This is a genomic window from Streptomyces sp. NBC_00299 (assembly GCF_036173045.1).
In the GTDB taxonomy this organism is placed as follows: Bacteria; Actinomycetota; Actinomycetes; order Streptomycetales; family Streptomycetaceae; genus Streptomyces; species Streptomyces machairae.
This window is the reverse complement of the sequence record NZ_CP108039.1, coordinates 8,997,116-9,013,305: the sequence shown is the minus strand read 5'-3', so window position 1 is coordinate 9,013,305 and position 16,190 is coordinate 8,997,116. Positions and strand designations below refer to the sequence as shown.

Below are 16,190 nucleotides of genomic sequence, written 5' to 3'. Positions count from 1 at the left end.
CCCGACGGGGGAAGGTCAGAGAGACTTCTGTACGTCGACCCGGTCGATGTCCGGCGCGTAGCCGGTCCCGCTGTCGAACGTGATCGTGTTGGCCCCGGCCTTCAGCTTCACCGCCACGTGGACGCTGTTCACCGTGCCCCAGTCGCCCGTGGACGCGAACTTGTGCGAGGTGCCGCCGCCTCCGTTGGCCGAGACGGAGATCGAACGGGCGTCACCGCTGACGTAGGCGACCTTGATCTGGTAGGTGCCGGCCTTGGGGACCACGACGTCGTCGAGGGTCAGCTTGCCGCCGGTGTAGAGGTTGCCGACCTTGCGGCCGCCGGAGCAGGCGGAGCAGTCGGCGACGGAGGCGTTGCCGCTCAGGGTGCCCGCCTCGGCCTCGTAGGCGGTCCAGGCGAGGTCGGTGCCGCGCGGGGTGACGGTGAACAGGCGGGAGCCGTGCGCGGGGAGCGCCTGGGTGATCTTGTCGGTGTAGGAGCCGAGGTTCTCCTTGTTCCACACGTCGCGCACCGAGGCCTTGCCCTTGAAGCCCAGGGTCGACCAGTTGGCGGTCACCGAGGCGGGCGCGTCGGACAGGTTGAACAGCGCGACGGTGTAGGTGCCGTTCGGGTTCTTCGCCGCCCACACCTGCTGCGGGTCGGAGGCGGTGACGGGCTCGGCGGGCGGGGCGCTGCTCTGGTTGAGCGCGATGACCTCGCGGTTGGTCAGCAGCGACAGGCCGTAGGAGTCGAGCTTGGTGAGGTCGTCGCCGGTGAAGAGCGGGGACTTGGCTATCGCCCAGAGGGTGGCGTAGCTCTGCCGCTCGGCCTTGGTGAGGCCGTCCATCTCGCCGTTGCCGACGTTCAGGGAGTCGAGGTCGTTCCAGCCGCCGGGGCCGGCGTGGACGCTCCAGGCCGGGGCGTCGTCCCAGCGGTCGTCGACCGAGTTCTCCCAGGTGACCAGGGTGTTGCAGTAGCACTCGACGTCGGTGTCGATGCGCCAGCCGTTGGAGTACTTCTTCCAGTCCTCGACGTGTCCGTAGTCGAGGGACCAGGACAGCTCCAGGTGGATCGGGCGGCCGGCGGTCTTGATGGCCTTCTGCCAGGCGGCGACGTCGGCGACGTTGTTGTAGTTGTCGCCGCTCTTGAAGGAGCCGGGGCCCACGCCGTCGAGCTTCAGGAAGTCGTAGCCCCAGTCGGCGAACATCTGGGCCTGGGAGTCGATGTACTTCTGCGCGCAGGGGTTCGAGAAGTCGATCTTGTAGGCGCTGTCCCAGCCGTTGGTGGTGCGCAGGTCGTCGTAGACGATGTCGCCGGTCGTGCAGCCCTCGGCGTTCCAGATCGGGTTCTTGCCGTCGTTGTACGCCCCCTTCTCCAGGCCGACCGGGAGGTAGATGCCGGGCTTGAGGCCCTTGGCGTGGATGCGGTCGGCGACGGCCTTCATGCCGCTGGGGAAGCGCACCGGGTCGGCCTTCTGCCGGCCGTACTCGTCGAACTGCGACTTCCAGGACCAGTCCATCCACCAGCCGGCGTCGATGTTGACGTACTCGTAGCCGTACTGCTTCAGCTTGGCGGCCATGGCGTCGGTCTGCTTGATGACGTTCGCCTCGGACAGGTAGCTGTAGTCGCCCTTCGGGTTGAGGCCCGGGTACTTCGACGACTGCATGGTCCAGCTCGTCCAGCCCATGTAGGGCTTGGCGGCCACGGTGGTGGTCGGGGCGGCCGGGGGTGCGGGGGTCTCGGCCTGCGCGGCGGGGACGGCGGCCGTGACACCGGCGGTGAGGGCCAGGACCACCACGGCTCTCAGGGCGCGTGCGGGCATGACGGAGTACGAGGATGACCTCATGGGTCGTACCTCCCTGGGTTGGTTCAGCGGTTCTGGCGCTGGTCGTCGGCTCTGATGAAGGACTGGATCGCGGTGGCCGCGGCCCCGCGCGCCCACTCCTCGAAGGGCAGCGGGCGGGTCTGTACGTCGCACCGGGCGGCGGAGCCGAAGGCGGCCGCGCCGAAGGCGTCGCGGATCTGTTCGGCGAACAGGTCGTAGGCGGCGAGTCCCTCGCCGGAGATGATCACCCGCTCGGGGCCGAGCAGGTTGGCCACGGTGGCGATGCCGCGGCCGATCGCCTCACCGGCGCGCGCGTAGGCCTCGCGGGCTCCGGCGACGCCCCGGTGGGCGAGGGCCACGGCTTCCGCGGTGTCGGCGACCTCGACGCCGGTGATCTCGCGGATCCGCCGGACGATCGCGGCGTCCCCCGCGATCGCCTCCACGCAGCCGCGGTTGCCGCAGTGGCAGGGCGGGCCGGCCGGGTCGACGGTCACGTGCCCGATCTCCCCGGCCACGCCGTGCGCACCGGCGACGACGCGGCCGTGCACCACGAGGCCGCAGCCGATGCCGGCGCCGACGGTGACCACGGCGAAGTCGGAGAGCCCCACCCCGGCGCCGAACCACTGCTCGGCGACGGTCAGGGCGCGTACGTCGTTGTCGACGGTGACCGGCAATCCGGTGGTCGCGGAGGCGAGTTCGGCGAGGGGCACGTCCCGCCACTCCAGGAACGGGGAGTAGCGGACGGCTCCGGCGCCGCGGTCCACGTCACCGGAGACGGCGATTCCGAGGCCGAGGACGGGCACGCCCGAGTCGCCCGCCTCGGCGAGCAGTTCGCCCGCCAGCTCGGCGACAGAGGCCAGCACCCGCTTGGGCTCCCGGTCCGGGAGCGGCGCGTGCCGGGCGACGCGGATGCGGCAGCACAGGTCGGTGAGGACGGCGATGACCTCGTCGCCGGTCACCTTGACGCCGATGAACAGCGCCCGTCCCCCGTCGACCCGCACCGGGTTGGCGGGGCGGCCGAGTGCGGGGCGGGCCGGCTCGTCCGCGTCCTCCACCAGGTAGCCGGCCTCGATGAGGGGCCGGACCGCCTTGGTGACGGCGGCCGGGGACAGTCCCGCCCGCCGGGCCACCTCAAGTCGGGTGAGCGGCCCATGGCTGAGGACCGTGGTGAAGATCTGCGAGGCGGCCGGCGTGTTCGCCGGGAACGTCTCGGCACGGCGGATCGAGGACATGCCCGGAACCTAGATGGCTTATTTTCCGCCGTCAATAAAAGAAGCAGGATTCCCTGCCGAACACTGCAGGACTCCCACCCGGTGATCCCTGCCTGTCCAACTGTGCGTCATCTGCGGCGATCTGACGGGATGCGAGAGGGTTGCCCCGCACGAAGCTGATCGTTCTCGTATGAGCAGCACATCGACAGAAACGTGAGGAATCCGGATGGTCTCAGCAACGGTGGTCAGAGGTACGGCGGTGGCGGCGGCCGTGATGTCGCTCCTGGTGGTTCCCGCCCACGCCGCGCCCGGGCAACCCGGCGCCGCCGCGGTCGACGCCAAGGCAGCCGCCCTGCCCGCCCCGGACGTCGACGGCATCTGGAACGTCCTGCGCACGGCGCGGCGGCAGGGCGCACCCGGCGCGATCGCGCGCCTCGACGACGGCGGCACGGCCCACTGGGCGGCCGTGGGCGTCGCCGACCGCAAGTCGGGCCGGGCCATCAACAACGCCGACCGGTTCCGCATCGGCAGCGTCACGAAGACCTTCTCGGCCGTCGTCCTGCTGCAACTGGCCGAGGAGAAGCGACTCAAGCTGGACGCCCCGGTCAACCGCTATCTGCCGGGGCTGCTGCCCGACGACGGCGTCACGGTCCGGCATGTACTCAGCCACCGCAGCGGCCTGTACGACTACACCAACGAGATGTTCGCGCGGACGGTCCCCGGCTTCGAGGCGGTCCGTACGAAGGTGTTCACCTACCGGCAGCTGGTGAACCGGTCCCTGAACAAGGCACGGACCACGAAGCCGGGCGGCGCGTACTCCTACTCCAACACCAACTTCGTCGTCGCCGGGATGCTCATCGAGAAGCTGACCGGGCACTCCGTGGGCACCGAGTACCGGAACCGGATCATCGAACCGCTGAAGCTGCGCGACACCTTCTACGTGCACCCCGGCACGAAGATCCCCGGCCGGCACACCCGCGGCTATCTCACGCCGGACACGGCCGGCGCGGCGCTCGTCGACGCCACCGCGCAGACGGCGTCCTGGGCGCAGAGCGCGGGCGCGGTCATCTCCAGCACGGGGGACCTCAACACGTTCCTGTCGGCCCTGCTCGGCGGCCGGCTCACCTCCCGGGCGCAGCTCGCCCAGATGCAGCGCTGGGTACCGGCGGGCGGCGTGCAGTCGTACGGGCTCGGGCTGCGGCGCCGCGATCTGTCGTGCGGGGTCTCCGTGTACGGCCACACGGGCGCCGTGCAGGGCTACTACACGTACGCGTTCGCCTCCAAGGACGGCAGGCGCAGCCTCGCCGCGCTCGCCAACACCTCCAACAACGGCACGGTCCTCAACTCCATGATGGGCACCCTGGAGTCCGCGTTCTGCGGCAAGCAGACGAAGCCGCAAAAGCGTGCCGCCGTAGTCGAACGGCACGAGGACATCGAACCCGGGATCCGACTCCCGCTGGGCTCGAACGCGGGCTGAGGACGCGGGCGGGGCGGGAACCCGCGAGATCCGGTGGACGTTTCCAGGACAACACCACCGGCATCCCCACCGGATCTCGAACGACCCACCAGGACGGCCCGATGAGCGAGTTGGTTCCCGGGGGCAATCTGCCCCTCCCGGGCGGCAGCGTGACCGTCCGGGTGCCCGGTCCCTTCGACGTGTCCGCGCTGGTCACCGACGACAGCGGCAAGGTCCGCGGCGATGCCGACTTCGTGTTCTACAACCAGCCGTCCGCGGCGGGCGCCCGGCTCCACGGCGACACCCTGACCGTCGACCCGCCGCGCCTGCGCTCCGGGGCCACCCGGGTCACGGTGGTCGTCAGCCCCGCCGACCCGGGCACTCCCCTGGGCCGCCTGCCGGCCCCCGTGCTCCACGTCAGCGGTCCGGGCGGCCGCGCGATCGCCCGGTTCGCCCCGCCGCGCCCGCGGCAGGAGACCTTGCTGCTGCTCGCGGAGATCTACCGGCGTGGCGACGGCTGGAAGCTGCGGGCGCTGGGGCAGGGGTACGCGGACGGGCTGGCGGGGCTGGCGCGCGACTTCGGGGTGGACGTCGTCGAGGACGCGACGCCGACCCCGGTCGCCACGGCACGCGCACCGATCACTCCGGCCGGACCGGCGGCCCGGTCCGCGATGCACACCCTGTCCGCCGTCACCGCCCCGCACGCCCCCTCCCCCGATCGCGACGGCTTCCTGGGCCTGGTCAACTCCGCGCGCGCCAGTGCCGGTTCACCGCCCGTCACCCTGGACGCCCGCCTGGTCTCCGCCGCGCAGGCCCACGCCTCCGCCATGGCAGCGGCGGGACAACTCGGCGTCGAGGGCCGCGACGGCGTCTCCGTGTACCAGCGCATCGCCGGCGCCGGGTATGCGTATCTCACCGTCGGCGAGCACCTGGTCTCCGGCCCGCGCACCCCCGCCGAGTTCGTCGCCTACTGCCTGCGCACCGAACAGCCCCGCCGCACCCTGCACGACCCGGCCTTCACCCACGCCGCGCTGGCGCACGTCACGGGCGGCCGCTCGGGCGACACGTACTGGACGGCGCTCTGGGCCAGGCCGTTGGCCCCGGGCGACCTGTCCCGCACGGCGACCGAGGTCGTCGACCTCACCAACCGGGAGCGGGCCCGGGCCGGGCTGCGTCCCCTCGCCGTCGATCCCGCGCTCGGCACCGCGGCGCAGGCCTACAGCGCCGACATGGCGGCCCGTGCGTTCTACTCCCACACCTCGCCCGAGGGAAGCCAACCCTGGGACCGGGCGGCCGCCGCGGGCTCCCGCATGCGCTCGATCGGCGAGAACATCGCGTGCGGCCAGCGCTCCCCCGCCGAGGTCGTGGAGGGCTGGATGAACAGCCCGGGCCATCGCGCCAACATCCTCAAGCGCGACTTCACCCACATAGGGATCGGCTTCGCGGGCGGCGGGCCCGCCGGCACGTACTGGACCCAACTCTTCGGCGCCTGACGGCCCGGGGAATCCGACACGCCGCGATCTAGGCAGAACGGGAGCCTCCGGGACAGGATGCCCGCATGAAGGGTGACCTCTTTTCCAACGAGCACATGGTCCAGCCCGCCACGGCGCCGGGCATGACGATCGAGAACGCCAAATGCATCAAGTACGCGGTGAACGGCGAGATGCACGCCCGTCAGGGTGCGATGGTCGCGTACCGCGGCAACCTCCAGTTCGAGCGCAAGGGCCAGGGCGTGGGCGGCATGCTCAAGCGGGCGGTGACCGGTGAGGGGCTGCCGCTGATGGCGGTGCGCGGGCAGGGCGAGGCCTGGTTCGCGCACGAGGCGCAGAACTGCTTCGTCGTCGACGTCGACCCCGGCGACGAGTTCACGGTCAACGGCCGCAACGTCCTGTGTTTCGACGCCTCGTTGTCGTACCGGATAGCGACGGTGAAGGGCGCCGGCATCACCGGCGGCGGCCTGTTCAACAGCGTCTTCACGGGGCAGGGCAGGCTGGGCCTGGTGTGTGAGGGCAATCCGCTGGTCATCCCGGTCTCGCCGCAGTACCCGGTGTACGTCGACACGGACGCCGTCGTCGGGTGGACCGCGGGCCTGGACACGTCGCTGCACCGCTCTCAGTCCCTCGGCTCGATGCTGCGCGGCGGTTCCGGGGAGGCCGTGCAGCTGATGCTGCAGGGCCAGGGCCATGTCGTCGTACGGCCGAGCGAGGCGACCCCGCAGAAGTCCCAGCAGCACTGATGCCGCCCTCGTGAGGTGATCTGCGCCTCACGAGCAACCCCATCCGCCGTGCCGACGTCTTGATCGACAACAAGTGAAGCCCTGGCCGCCCTTTCCGGCCAGGGCCGGTTTTCAACGCTCTATACACACCATGTATACCCATCACGTATACGCACCGCGTATACACGGAGAGTAGAGATGGCGTGTATATCGATCGAGAGGCATCGATGTACGGCAAGGCATTCGCCCCGGAATACCAGGGAGCCCTGACCAAGCTGTCCGTGAACTCCTCGCTGACCGACGTACTGGCCGCCGGCACCGAGCAGTTGAGAGCGGCTGAGCAGGCCGGGCAGCACGGCGAGGCGGCACGTTCAGGGCTCGCGGTCGCCGAGGCGCACCGCCGGCTGGGGCAGATCGGGGACGCGGACCGAGCGTGGAAGGCGAGCTACCGTGCCGCCCGGGAGGCCGACGACACCGCGGCGATGGCCTGGGCGCTGTGGAGCGGCGGCACACTGGCGCGACAGCGCGGGGCGTTCCCGCTGGCCCGGCGGCTGCTTCAGCTCGCGGCGGACTTCGGCGAGCGCGGCGGCGACATCGTCGTACGCGGCTACTCCCTGGCCGGGCTCGCCGAGACCGGCCGCATCCAGGGCGACTACGACGCCGTCCACCGGCTGCACGAGCAGCTGCTGGCCGAGGCACGGCGGCGCGGCGAGGCGCGGCACACCGTGTGGGCCCTGGAGGGCATAGCCCAGATCCACCGCAACACCGGCGCGTACGACACGGCGTACGCCCTGTTCGAGGAGGCGGCGGAGATCGCCGCGGGCGCCGAGGACCGGCGCGGCCACGCCTGGGCGCTGCGCGGACTCGCCGACGTCGTCTCCGTGCGCGACGGCGACACGGAACGGGCACTGGCTCTGCTGTCCGAGGCGGAGACCACGTGCCGGGCGATGAAGCTGTCCAGCGCGCTGGCCTACAACCACAAGATGCGCGGCAACGTCCTCTACCGCGCCGGGCGTTACGCCGAGGCCCGGGACCTGTACGAGCAGGCGCTCGCCGAGTTCCGTGCCATGAGCGAGCCGCGCGGGGAGGCGCTGTCCCGGCTGGGGCTGGCCAAGTCGCGGGCCCAGCTGGGGCGCGACCGTGCCGAGACCGCCGCCGAACTGGCCGAGCTGGCCGGGGTACTGGAGCGGATCGGGCTGCGGCACGCGCGGGAGATGGTGGCGCGGGCGCAGGAGGAGTTCGGCGTCGGCGAGGGTGCGATGGCCGGCGCCGGGGCGGGGGTCGTACGGTGACGGCGTCCCCTTCCGCTCTCCGGGCTACGTCCGGCACTCAGGAGCACACCTGGTCCCTTCAGGCCCCGCCCGACGCCCGCCAAGTCCTCGACCGCTGCCGCGCGTTGGTGCGGCCCGCACTGCGGGAGGCCGTGGAGCGGACACATCCGTGGGTCGGTGAGATGGCCGCGTACTCCTTCGGCTGGTGCGAAGTGGGCGGCGCACCCGCCGCAGCCGCCGGCGGGAAAGGCGTACGGCAGGCGCTGGCCGTGCTGGGGGCCGAGGCAGCCGGCGCGCCCGGGCGGCTCGCGGTGCCCGGGGCGGTCGCGGTGGAGCTGGTGCACGCCTTCTCCCTGCTGCACGACGACATCATGGACGGCGACACGTCCCGGCGCCGCCGCCCCACCGTGTGGAAGGCGTACGGCACGGGACCCGCCGTCCTCGCGGGTGACGCGCTGTTCGCGCTCGCCGTCGAGACGCTGGCCGCCGCACCGGCGGGCCCGCGGGCCGTACGGCTGCTGTCCGTGGCGTTGCAGGACCTGGTGCGCGGGCAGGCGGACGACCTGCTGTTCGCCACGCGTCCGGGGACGGGGCCGGAACACGTGCGGCCCGATGAGTACCGGACGATGGCCGAGCACAAGACGGGCGCCCTGCTGGGCTGTGCGGCCGCGCTGGGCGCCCTGCTCGGCGGTGCGCCGCCCGCGACCGTCGCCGCCCTCGACCGGGCGGGCCGGCACCTGGGCATCGCCTTCCAGGTGGTCGACGATCTGCTGGGCATCTGGGGCGACCCGACCGTCACCGGCAAGCCGGTGTACGGCGATCTGCGGGAGCGCAAGAAGACGTTCCCCGTACTGGCCGCGCTCGACTCGCCCGCCGGCGGGCGTCTCGCCGCCCTCCTGGAGTCGTCCGCCGACCCCGCCGAGATGGCCTCGCTGATCGAGGAATCGGGCGGCCGCTCGGCCGCGCTCACGGAGGCCCGTCGCCATGTGACCGCCGTGGAGGCCGCCCTGGCCGACGTACCACTCGAGGCCGGCCCTGCCGGGGAGCTGCTGTCGCTGCTCGACTTCCTGGTGCGGCGCGACCTGTGAGGGCCCGGCTCGCGGCGGGGCGGGTGATCGCCGGAGATCGCGGCGCCCGCGGCGAGCCCGAGTTGACCTGCGTCGGCCCGCGCGTCAGGGTGCCAACGGCGTGGACCCCGCCCCACGCCGGAAGGGTGACTGCCTTGATCGGGATCTCCGACGTCGAAGCCGCGGCCGACCTCATCGCCGGCCACGTCGTCCACACGCCGACCGTGCCCAGCCCCGGCCTGACGGCCCTGCTCGGCGTCCCGGTGACGGCCAAGCTCGAACTGCTGCAGCGCACCGGCTCGTTCAAGGCCCGCGGGGCGACGGCGAAGCTGCTGTCGCTGACGCAGGACCAGCGCGCGGCCGGGGTCGTGGCGGTCAGCGGCGGCAACCACGGAATCGCCCTCGCGATGACGGCCGCCGTCCTCGATGTGAAGGCGACCGTCGTGATGCCGCGTTCGGCGCCGGCCCGCGCCGTGGAGATCGCCCGCGGGGCCGGAGCGTCCGTGCGGCTGACCGACGACATGGACGGAGCGTTCTCCCTTGTCACACGGCTGCGGGACGAGGGACTGACCCTCGTCCATCCGTTCGACGATCCGCTGGTGATCGCCGGCCAGGGCACCGTCGGGCTGGAGTTCGCCGACGACGCCGGTGAGCTCACGGACGTGATCGTCAGCGTCGGGGGCGGCGGACTCATCTCCGGCGTCGCGGTCGCGCTGCGGGCCCGCCGTCCGGACGTACGGATCTGGGGCGTGGAGACCGAGGGAGCCGAGGCGATGTCCGAAGCGCTGGCGGCGGGCGAGCCAGTGCCGGTGGCGCTGTCGTCGATCGTCTCCACGTTGTGCGCGCCGGCCGCGTCCCGGCTGACGTACGACCATGTGTCCGCCCTGGTCGACGAGGTGCTCGTGGTCCCGGACCGGGAGGCGGTGCGGGGCGTGCTCGACCTCGCCGAGCACGCCAAGCTGTGGACCGAGCCGGCCGCCGGCTGTCTGCTGCCCGCGGCCCGGCGCGTCCTGGAGCGGGTCGGGGACGGCGCGCGGCTCGGGCTGGTGGTGTGCGGGGGCAACGCGACAACCGGGGATGTGCTGCGCTGGGCTGCGGATTTCGGGGTTCACTGAAACGCCGTCTCGAATTCCTTACTTATTCGTCAGGTTACTCACGCGTAAGGAACCAAAGGAAAGGAACGGCCCTTTAGTTGAGGTTTTCGTTGAACGCTTCCTGTCCCGTCTCCCGTACTTCCTGTGAGAAATGAGAATCAGGGGTTCAGCGAGGGATGACCATGGTCAAGGCGCGCGTCTCCACATCCGAGTTGGTCGCCGGGAGGTACCGGCTCGTCGATGTCGTGCACAGCGAGACGAACCGCGTCAGTTACTACGGCGAGGACATCGAGACCGAACGCCCGTTCCTTCTCACACAGATCGGGCTGCCCGCCGCACCGAGCCCGGACGACAGGCGCCGGGCCACCTCGCGCATCCTGCGCACGTCCGAGCAGATGGGGCTGCTGCGCCCCGGCGCGGTCGCCACGGTCGTGGACGCCGTCGAGGATGCCGGGAACCTGTGGATCGTCACCGAGTGGATCGACGGCACGCCCCTCGGTGAACTCCTCACCCAGCAGGGCACGTTCAACTATGTGCGGGCCGCCCGCATCGGCCTCGAACTGCTCGACGTCCTGGAGGCGGCACACGTCGCCGGCATCACGCACGGCGAACTGAGCCCCGGCCAGGTTTTCGTGCGCGGCGACGGCACCGTGGTGGTCACCGGCTTCGGGCTGGCAGGCGCGACCCTCGCGCCCCGGGTCGCCGCGCCGTCGTACGCCTCACCGGAGCAGGCCCGCGACGAGCGCATCGGACCGGCGTCCGACCTGTGGGCGCTCGGCGCGATCCTCTACGCCATGGTCGAGGGGCGCCCGCCGTACCGCGAACGGGACCGGCCCGAGGCGACGTTGAAGGGCGTGGACCGGCTTCCGCTGCGCGCCCCGGTGCGTGCCGGGCCGCTCACCCAGGCCGTGCAGGGACTGCTGCGCAAGGACTCCCGGGAGCGGCTGAGCAGACCCGTGGTCCGCGAGGCGTTCGTGCGCGTCCTCAACGAGGATCCCGAGACGCCCATGCCGGCCGAACCGCGCCCCCGGCTGCGCGGTCTGTACGCCGTCGGACCGGGCTGGGGCAGACGCGCCATGATCGCCGGCACCGCGCTCGCCGTCGTCACGGTAGCCGCGGCCGTCCTGGTGGTGACCAGCGACCGGTCCGACGACTCGGACCCCTCGGCGGGCGGTACGGCACCCAGCCCGTCGGCCTCCGCCGAGAAGCCCACGACTCCGGCCCCGACCGCTTCCCTCACGAAGGAACCCACGGCCTCCCCCACGAAGAGCGCGCCGGAGACCGCATCGCCCACCGCGTCCCCCTCGGACACGGGGCTGCCCCCAGGCTTCCGGACGTACACCTCGCCGGAGGGCTTCTCCCTGGCCCTGCCCGAGGACTGGGAACCCCTGAGCACCACGCGTGCCTCGGACCTGGCGTACCGGGTCGTGTTCGGCGCGGAAGGCGATCCGCGTACGCTCGCGGTCACCTACAGCGAACGCGTCGGCCCGGACCCCGTCGCCGTATGGCGCGACGACGTCGAGCCCGGGCTGAAGCAGTCCGCCGCCGACTACGAACGCATCGGCGACATCGAGGCGACCTCGTACCAGGGTTACAAGGCCGCCGACATCCAGTGGCTCGCCGACGTGGACGACACGCGAGTGCGCACCTTCGGCCGCGGCTTCCTCATCGGCGACCACCTCGGCTACTCGTTGCGCTGGACGACCCCGGCGGGCGACTGGAACGACGCCGGCAACCAGGAGGCCCTGGACACCGTCCTGCGGACCTTCCGGGTGCCCGAAGCCTGATCAGGCCGGCAGTCGGGGTGCGCACATCGCCCGCAGCGGCAGGCGGTGCAGCGGTTCGGTCCGCCAACGCGCCGTGAACGTCCGGTCCTTGAGCGAACACGTCACGTCCAGGTGGTGCGGGGTCTCCAGGAAGGCGATGTCCACGACGAGGGTGTCCGCGTCGGTCCAGCCGCCGCTGACCGCGGTGGGCACCGGCCCCTCGGTGACGCTCCAGCCGGGCTCCCCGAGCCGCAGCCGAAACGGGTGGCCGTCCTCGGTGAGCGTCAGGGCCCAGCCGTCTCCTTCCGGCGTGAGGTCGATCGCGCTCAGCCTGGCCAGGTTCCCGTCGGCATCGCCGTTCGGGGTGAAGGCGGCGGCGGACCAGGCCTCGGCCCCCTGGGGCGGTGCGGGCTCACCGGCAGCGGGCGGCACCGCCAGGCCCGCCAGCCGCTCGGCCAGGGCCTTGTCCGCCGCCTCGCCTCCCGTCAGGGGCGCGGGGCGGAACGCGGGCAGCAGATGCTCCCAGACCAGGTTCAGCAGAGCCTGCATGTTCCAGGTGTCCGCGGTCGTCGCGATCACGACGTCCTGCTCGGGCAGCACCAGACAGAACTGACCGAACGCGCCGTCGCCGCGGTAACCGTGCCGGGACATCCAGAACTTGAAGCCGTATCCCCGCTGCCAGTCGTCCCCGGGCATGAATCCGGAGTTCGAGATCTGCGGGCGCGTGGCCTCGGCCACCCACCATTCGGGCAGCAGCCGCCGGCCGTCCCACACCCCGCCCCGCAGATACAGCAGGCCCAGCCTGGCGATCGCGTCGGTGGTGGCGTGCAGTCCGCTGAAGCCGAGCTCCGGGCCGCCGCGGTAGCGCAGCCACGCAATCTCGCCGATGCCGAGCGGTTCCAGTAGACGCGGCCGGAGATACTCGGTCAGCGACTGGCCGCTCACACGCTGGACGATGGCGGACAGGGTGAAGGTGGCGGGCTGGTTGTAGGCGAAGAACGTGCCCGGATCGCGGGGCGGCGGCACCAGCAGGAACCCGCGGACGAGGTCCTCTCGGTCCCGTGCCCGCGCCTCGTCGAATGCGTCGGTCTCATGCCCACTGGCCATGGATGCCACATGCCGGACCAGCATCGCGCGGCTGCGCGGATCGGTGATGTCGGCGTCGAGCTCGGGGAAGTACGAGATCACCGGATCGTCGAGCCGGATCAGCCCCTCGCCGGCGGCGATCCCGGCGGCGGTCGCGGTGAAGCTCTTGCTGATCGAGTAGAGCAGGTGCGGGCGTTCGGGGGTGTACGGCGCCCACCAGCCGGAGGCGACGAGCCGGTCGTGGCGCAGGATCATCAGGCTGTGCGGCTCGATGTCGGGGGCGGCGTCGAGGGCGTCGAGGAAGGCGAGGACACCGGAGGCGTCGACGCCCTGGGCGGCGGGCGTGCTCGAAGGCAACGGGCGAACACTCATGCGAGCATCCTCTCCGATTCCGTGGGCGATGACCGAGGCATTCGCGCCCGGACTCCGGCCCCCGTCCCGACCGTCCCGTCGATCCCGTTTTCACCACCCGTGTCCGGGGACTCGGGACGCATGGTGCAGATCGGATACACGATGATGACCGAGCAGGCCTCCCCTCGTGACCTGGTGGACCATCTGGTTCGCGCCGAGGAAGCCGGCTTCGACTTCTCTGTGACCTCGGACCACTACTTTCCGTGGCTGCGTTCCCAGGGTCACTCTCCGTACGCGTGGAGTCTCCTGGGCGCGGCCGCCCAGGCCACGTCGCGGATTCCGCTGATGACCTACGTGACATGTCCGACGTTCCGTTACCACCCGGCGGTGGTCGCGCAGAAGGCGGCCACGATGCAACTGCTGTCCGAGGGCCGGTTCCGACTGGGGCTCGGGTCCGGGGAGAACCTCAACGAACATGTCGTGGGCGGTGGTTGGCCGTCCGTGGACGTACGGCACGAGATGTTCGAGGAGGCGGTGGAGATCATCCGGGCGCTTTTCAAGGGCGGCCATGTGAACCGTCGCGGCACGCACTTCGACGTGGAGTCGGCCCGCCTGTGGGACCTGCCGGACCAGCCGCCGCCCATCGGCATCGCCGTCTCCGGCGAGCAGTCCTGCGAGCTCGCGGGCCGGCTCGGCGACCTGGTGATCGCCACGGAACCCAAGGCCGACCTGCTCGCGGCGTTCGACCGGCACGGCGGCGCGGGCAAGCCGCGCGTGGGGCAACTGCCCGTGTGCTACGACCCCGACCGGGACACCGCGATCAAGCGCGCCCACTCCCAGTTCCGCTGGTTCGGCGGCGGCTGGAAGGTCAACGCCGAACTGCCGCACCCGGACTCCTTCGAGGCGGCGACCCAGTTCGTCACGCCGGATGACGTCGCCGACGCGATCCCGTGCGGCGACGAGGTGGATGCCTTCGTCGAAGCCGTCCGTCCCTTCGCCGAGGCCGGCTTCACCGAGGTCGCCCTCGTCCAGATCGGGGGCGAGGAGCAACGGCCGTACATCGGCTGGGCGGAGTCGACGCTGCTGCCCGCGCTGCGGGACGCGCTCGGCTGAAGCACACGTGCGCATGCGCACCGCACGCGCACGGCACCGCACCGGACGGCACCGCACCGGACAGCATCGGGGACCGCGAGAGCGTCGCCCGCGGGTGTCATAGGCTGCCGGTCGGCACCTGAGCCTTCCCGGCGGTGCCTTCCGAGCAGCCCCCACAGGAGAGTCATCCGTGACACTGGCGTTCGTCCCGCCCGAGACGTCCCCCGCACCCCAGCCCCCGTTGTCCGATCTCGTCGCGCGGGACGCGCGTGAGTTCGGCGTCTACGCGCGGACCGGAGGGTGGGCCTTCGGTCTGATGGTGGCGCGCAGCGTGCGGCCCGGCGGGCAGAGCGCGGGCGAGACGCCGAAGGTGTCCGCGAAGGAGTTCGCCGAACTCGCCGGGTGCTCCGCCGACCGCGTCATGCGCTACTACAAGGCCTGGGACCGCGCCGCCGACGACGGTCTCGTCCCGCACTTCGAGACGCTCACGCCGGGCCAGGAAGTGGAGCTGCCCGACGCCGACGTGTGGCTCGGCTACTACGTCTCCCGCAACAGCGCCACCTCGGAGCGGGGCACCGCCATCACCGAGGCCGCCGAGGCCGAGGGCATCCGCCCGACGAAGGCGCTGGAGGTCGCCGAGAACCCCACCGCGCTGCGCGCCGCGATCCTCGCCGACCCCTCGACCGCCCGCGCGGCCCGCCAGGCGCTCCTCGACCGGGTCCGCGAGGACCCCGATCTGCAGGCCGAGTTGGCGCGGGACGTCGTCCGTACCGACGACCTCAAGAAGGCCGTCGCCACCGAGAGCCGGGCGGCCGACCGGATCGGCTACGTCCGCCAGATCGCGGAGTCCGGCCAGATCAAGACCGCGGCCGGGCACACCGTGGACGCGCCCGTCGACGTGCGCCAGGAGGCCGAGCGGCACCTGTCGCTCATCGACGAGCTGGAGGACGAGCAGGACACCGGCGAGTGGGCCACCGAGGCCTACGACACCATGAAGTCCCTCGTCGCCGAGACGGTGGAGGCCGATCCCGAGCTGCGCGTGCAGGAGCGGCGAACGAAGTTCTACAGCAGCCTGCAGCGGGCGACGAAGGTCTTCGAGGAGCTGACCTTCGACGATGTGCAGGAGTTCGTCGAGGACGACATGGTCCAGCAGCTGGAGGAGCTCCAGCAGGCCATCTCCACGTGCATCGCTGCGCTGCGCGCAACGCAGCCGAACTCGGCGCGAGCGGAGTAGCTGCCCTCCCTCATACGGCCGAGGCGTCGCCGCTCACTCTGTGTGGCGGCGGCGGGTCCACAGCGGCAGCCCGAACCAGCACACCACGTACCAGACGACCACGCCCGTCACCAGCCAAGGCACCCAGTCGTCGTGCGTGGCGACCCTCAGGATCAGCAGGAGCGCAGCCGCCATGGTGGCCAGCAGCAGGATCAGGCCGAGGAGCGTCAGCCGGGAGGCCCACTCCACCGCCTGCGGCTTGATGCGGCGCCCCGACACCAGGCGGTGCAGGGACACGGGACCGATCAGGGCACCCGTCGCGGTGGCGCCCAGGACGACCGTCACGATGTAGATGGTCTGGTCCGTGTCGCCGAGGGTGTCGTACTTCGGTGTGAACACGACGGTGAGCAGGAAGGCGAACAGGATCTGGACGCCCATCTGGGCCACCCTGACCTCTTGGATGAGCTCGCCCCACATGCGGTCGGCACGCTCTTCCTGGGTCTCGTCGCGTCCTGTCCGGTTTTCCTTCGTGGTCATGCACTGCGGGTAACCCCGGCGGTGAACA

The 16,190-nt window shown here is 71.6% G+C and carries 13 protein-coding genes; 9 read left to right on the top strand and 4 right to left on the bottom strand.

The annotated features are described in order from the left end of the window. Positions 1-15: 15 nt before the first annotated feature. A complete protein-coding gene (locus OHT51_RS40055) occupies positions 16-1,824 on the bottom strand; it encodes an alpha-galactosidase D (protein ID WP_328883819.1) in 1,809 nt (602 codons plus the stop codon). A gap of 23 nt (positions 1,825-1,847) precedes the next feature. Continuing rightward, entirely contained in the window at positions 1,848-3,035 is a 1,188-nt protein-coding gene (locus OHT51_RS40050; protein ID WP_328883818.1) for an ROK family transcriptional regulator, read from the bottom strand. A 205-nt stretch (positions 3,036-3,240) separates the two neighbouring features. On the opposite strand from OHT51_RS40050, the gene OHT51_RS40045 reads away from it, so the two are divergent. From OHT51_RS40045 to OHT51_RS40015, 7 genes are all read left to right on the top strand, one after another. Beyond that, the gene (locus OHT51_RS40045; RefSeq protein ID WP_328883817.1) at positions 3,241-4,491 is read left to right on the top strand and encodes a serine hydrolase domain-containing protein; all 1,251 of its coding nucleotides are present in this window, start codon (positions 3,241-3,243) and stop codon (positions 4,489-4,491) included. Positions 4,492-4,592: 101 nt separating this feature from the next. Beyond that, positions 4,593-5,963 (top strand): CAP domain-containing protein, encoded by a 1,371-nt coding sequence (locus tag OHT51_RS40040; RefSeq protein WP_328883816.1) that lies wholly within the window; start codon positions 4,593-4,595, stop codon positions 5,961-5,963. Between the two features lie 65 nt (positions 5,964-6,028). Beyond that, on the top strand, positions 6,029-6,706 hold the full coding sequence (locus OHT51_RS40035) for an AIM24 family protein (RefSeq protein WP_328883815.1): 678 nt from the start codon (positions 6,029-6,031) through the stop codon (positions 6,704-6,706). Between the two features lie 206 nt (positions 6,707-6,912). After that, entirely contained in the window at positions 6,913-7,977 is a 1,065-nt protein-coding gene (locus OHT51_RS40030) for a tetratricopeptide repeat protein (RefSeq protein ID WP_328884587.1), read from the top strand. Further along, positions 7,974-9,044: a polyprenyl synthetase family protein gene (locus tag OHT51_RS40025; protein ID WP_328883814.1), complete on the top strand. Its 1,071-nt coding sequence runs from the start codon at positions 7,974-7,976 to the stop codon at positions 9,042-9,044. The genes OHT51_RS40030 and OHT51_RS40025 overlap by 4 nt, the downstream gene beginning before the upstream one ends. A gap of 134 nt (positions 9,045-9,178) precedes the next feature. Beyond that, complete coding sequence (locus OHT51_RS40020; protein ID WP_328883813.1) at positions 9,179-10,138, top strand: threonine/serine dehydratase; 960 nt, start codon at positions 9,179-9,181, stop codon at positions 10,136-10,138. A 155-nt stretch (positions 10,139-10,293) separates the two neighbouring features. Next, positions 10,294-11,904: a serine/threonine protein kinase gene (locus OHT51_RS40015; RefSeq protein ID WP_328883812.1), complete on the top strand. Its 1,611-nt coding sequence runs from the start codon at positions 10,294-10,296 to the stop codon at positions 11,902-11,904. On the opposite strand, the gene OHT51_RS40010 is transcribed toward OHT51_RS40015, so the two are convergent. Then, entirely contained in the window at positions 11,905-13,341 is a 1,437-nt protein-coding gene (locus tag OHT51_RS40010; RefSeq protein WP_328883811.1) for a serine hydrolase domain-containing protein, read from the bottom strand. Between the two features lie 120 nt (positions 13,342-13,461). Here OHT51_RS40010 and OHT51_RS40005 point away from each other — a divergent pair, with 120 nt between their 5' ends. Then, positions 13,462-14,433: an LLM class F420-dependent oxidoreductase gene (locus OHT51_RS40005; protein WP_328883810.1), complete on the top strand. Its 972-nt coding sequence runs from the start codon at positions 13,462-13,464 to the stop codon at positions 14,431-14,433. Between the two features lie 169 nt (positions 14,434-14,602). Then, positions 14,603-15,646, top strand: a complete 1,044-nt coding sequence (locus tag OHT51_RS40000) for a hypothetical protein (protein ID WP_328883809.1) — start codon at positions 14,603-14,605, stop codon at positions 15,644-15,646. Positions 15,647-15,679: 33 nt separating this feature from the next. Here the strand turns inward: OHT51_RS40000 and OHT51_RS39995 are convergent, their stop codons facing one another. After that, positions 15,680-16,162, bottom strand: coding sequence for a DUF6328 family protein (locus OHT51_RS39995; RefSeq protein ID WP_328883808.1), 483 nt, complete (start codon positions 16,160-16,162; stop codon positions 15,680-15,682). Positions 16,163-16,190 lie beyond the last annotated feature (28 nt).

Bases quoted from the DNA above. Each gene is read 5' to 3' on its own strand.
- OHT51_RS40010 (WP_328883811.1), bottom strand. From the start codon at position 13,341: ATGAGTGTTCGCCCGTTGCCTTCGAGCACGCCCGCCGCCCAGGGCGTC.
- OHT51_RS40035 (WP_328883815.1), top strand. From the start codon at position 6,029: ATGAAGGGTGACCTCTTTTCCAACGAGCACATGGTCCAGCCCGCCACG.
- OHT51_RS39995 (WP_328883808.1), bottom strand. From the start codon at position 16,162: ATGACCACGAAGGAAAACCGGACAGGACGCGACGAGACCCAGGAAGAG.
- OHT51_RS40055 (WP_328883819.1), bottom strand. From the start codon at position 1,824: ATGAGGTCATCCTCGTACTCCGTCATGCCCGCACGCGCCCTGAGAGCC.
- OHT51_RS40015 (WP_328883812.1), top strand. From the start codon at position 10,294: ATGACCATGGTCAAGGCGCGCGTCTCCACATCCGAGTTGGTCGCCGGG.
- OHT51_RS40050 (WP_328883818.1), bottom strand. From the start codon at position 3,035: ATGTCCTCGATCCGCCGTGCCGAGACGTTCCCGGCGAACACGCCGGCC.
- OHT51_RS40040 (WP_328883816.1), top strand. From the start codon at position 4,593: ATGAGCGAGTTGGTTCCCGGGGGCAATCTGCCCCTCCCGGGCGGCAGC.
- OHT51_RS40045 (WP_328883817.1), top strand. From the start codon at position 3,241: ATGGTCTCAGCAACGGTGGTCAGAGGTACGGCGGTGGCGGCGGCCGTG.
- OHT51_RS40005 (WP_328883810.1), top strand. From the start codon at position 13,462: ATGGTGCAGATCGGATACACGATGATGACCGAGCAGGCCTCCCCTCGT.
- OHT51_RS40030 (WP_328884587.1), top strand. From the start codon at position 6,913: ATGTACGGCAAGGCATTCGCCCCGGAATACCAGGGAGCCCTGACCAAG.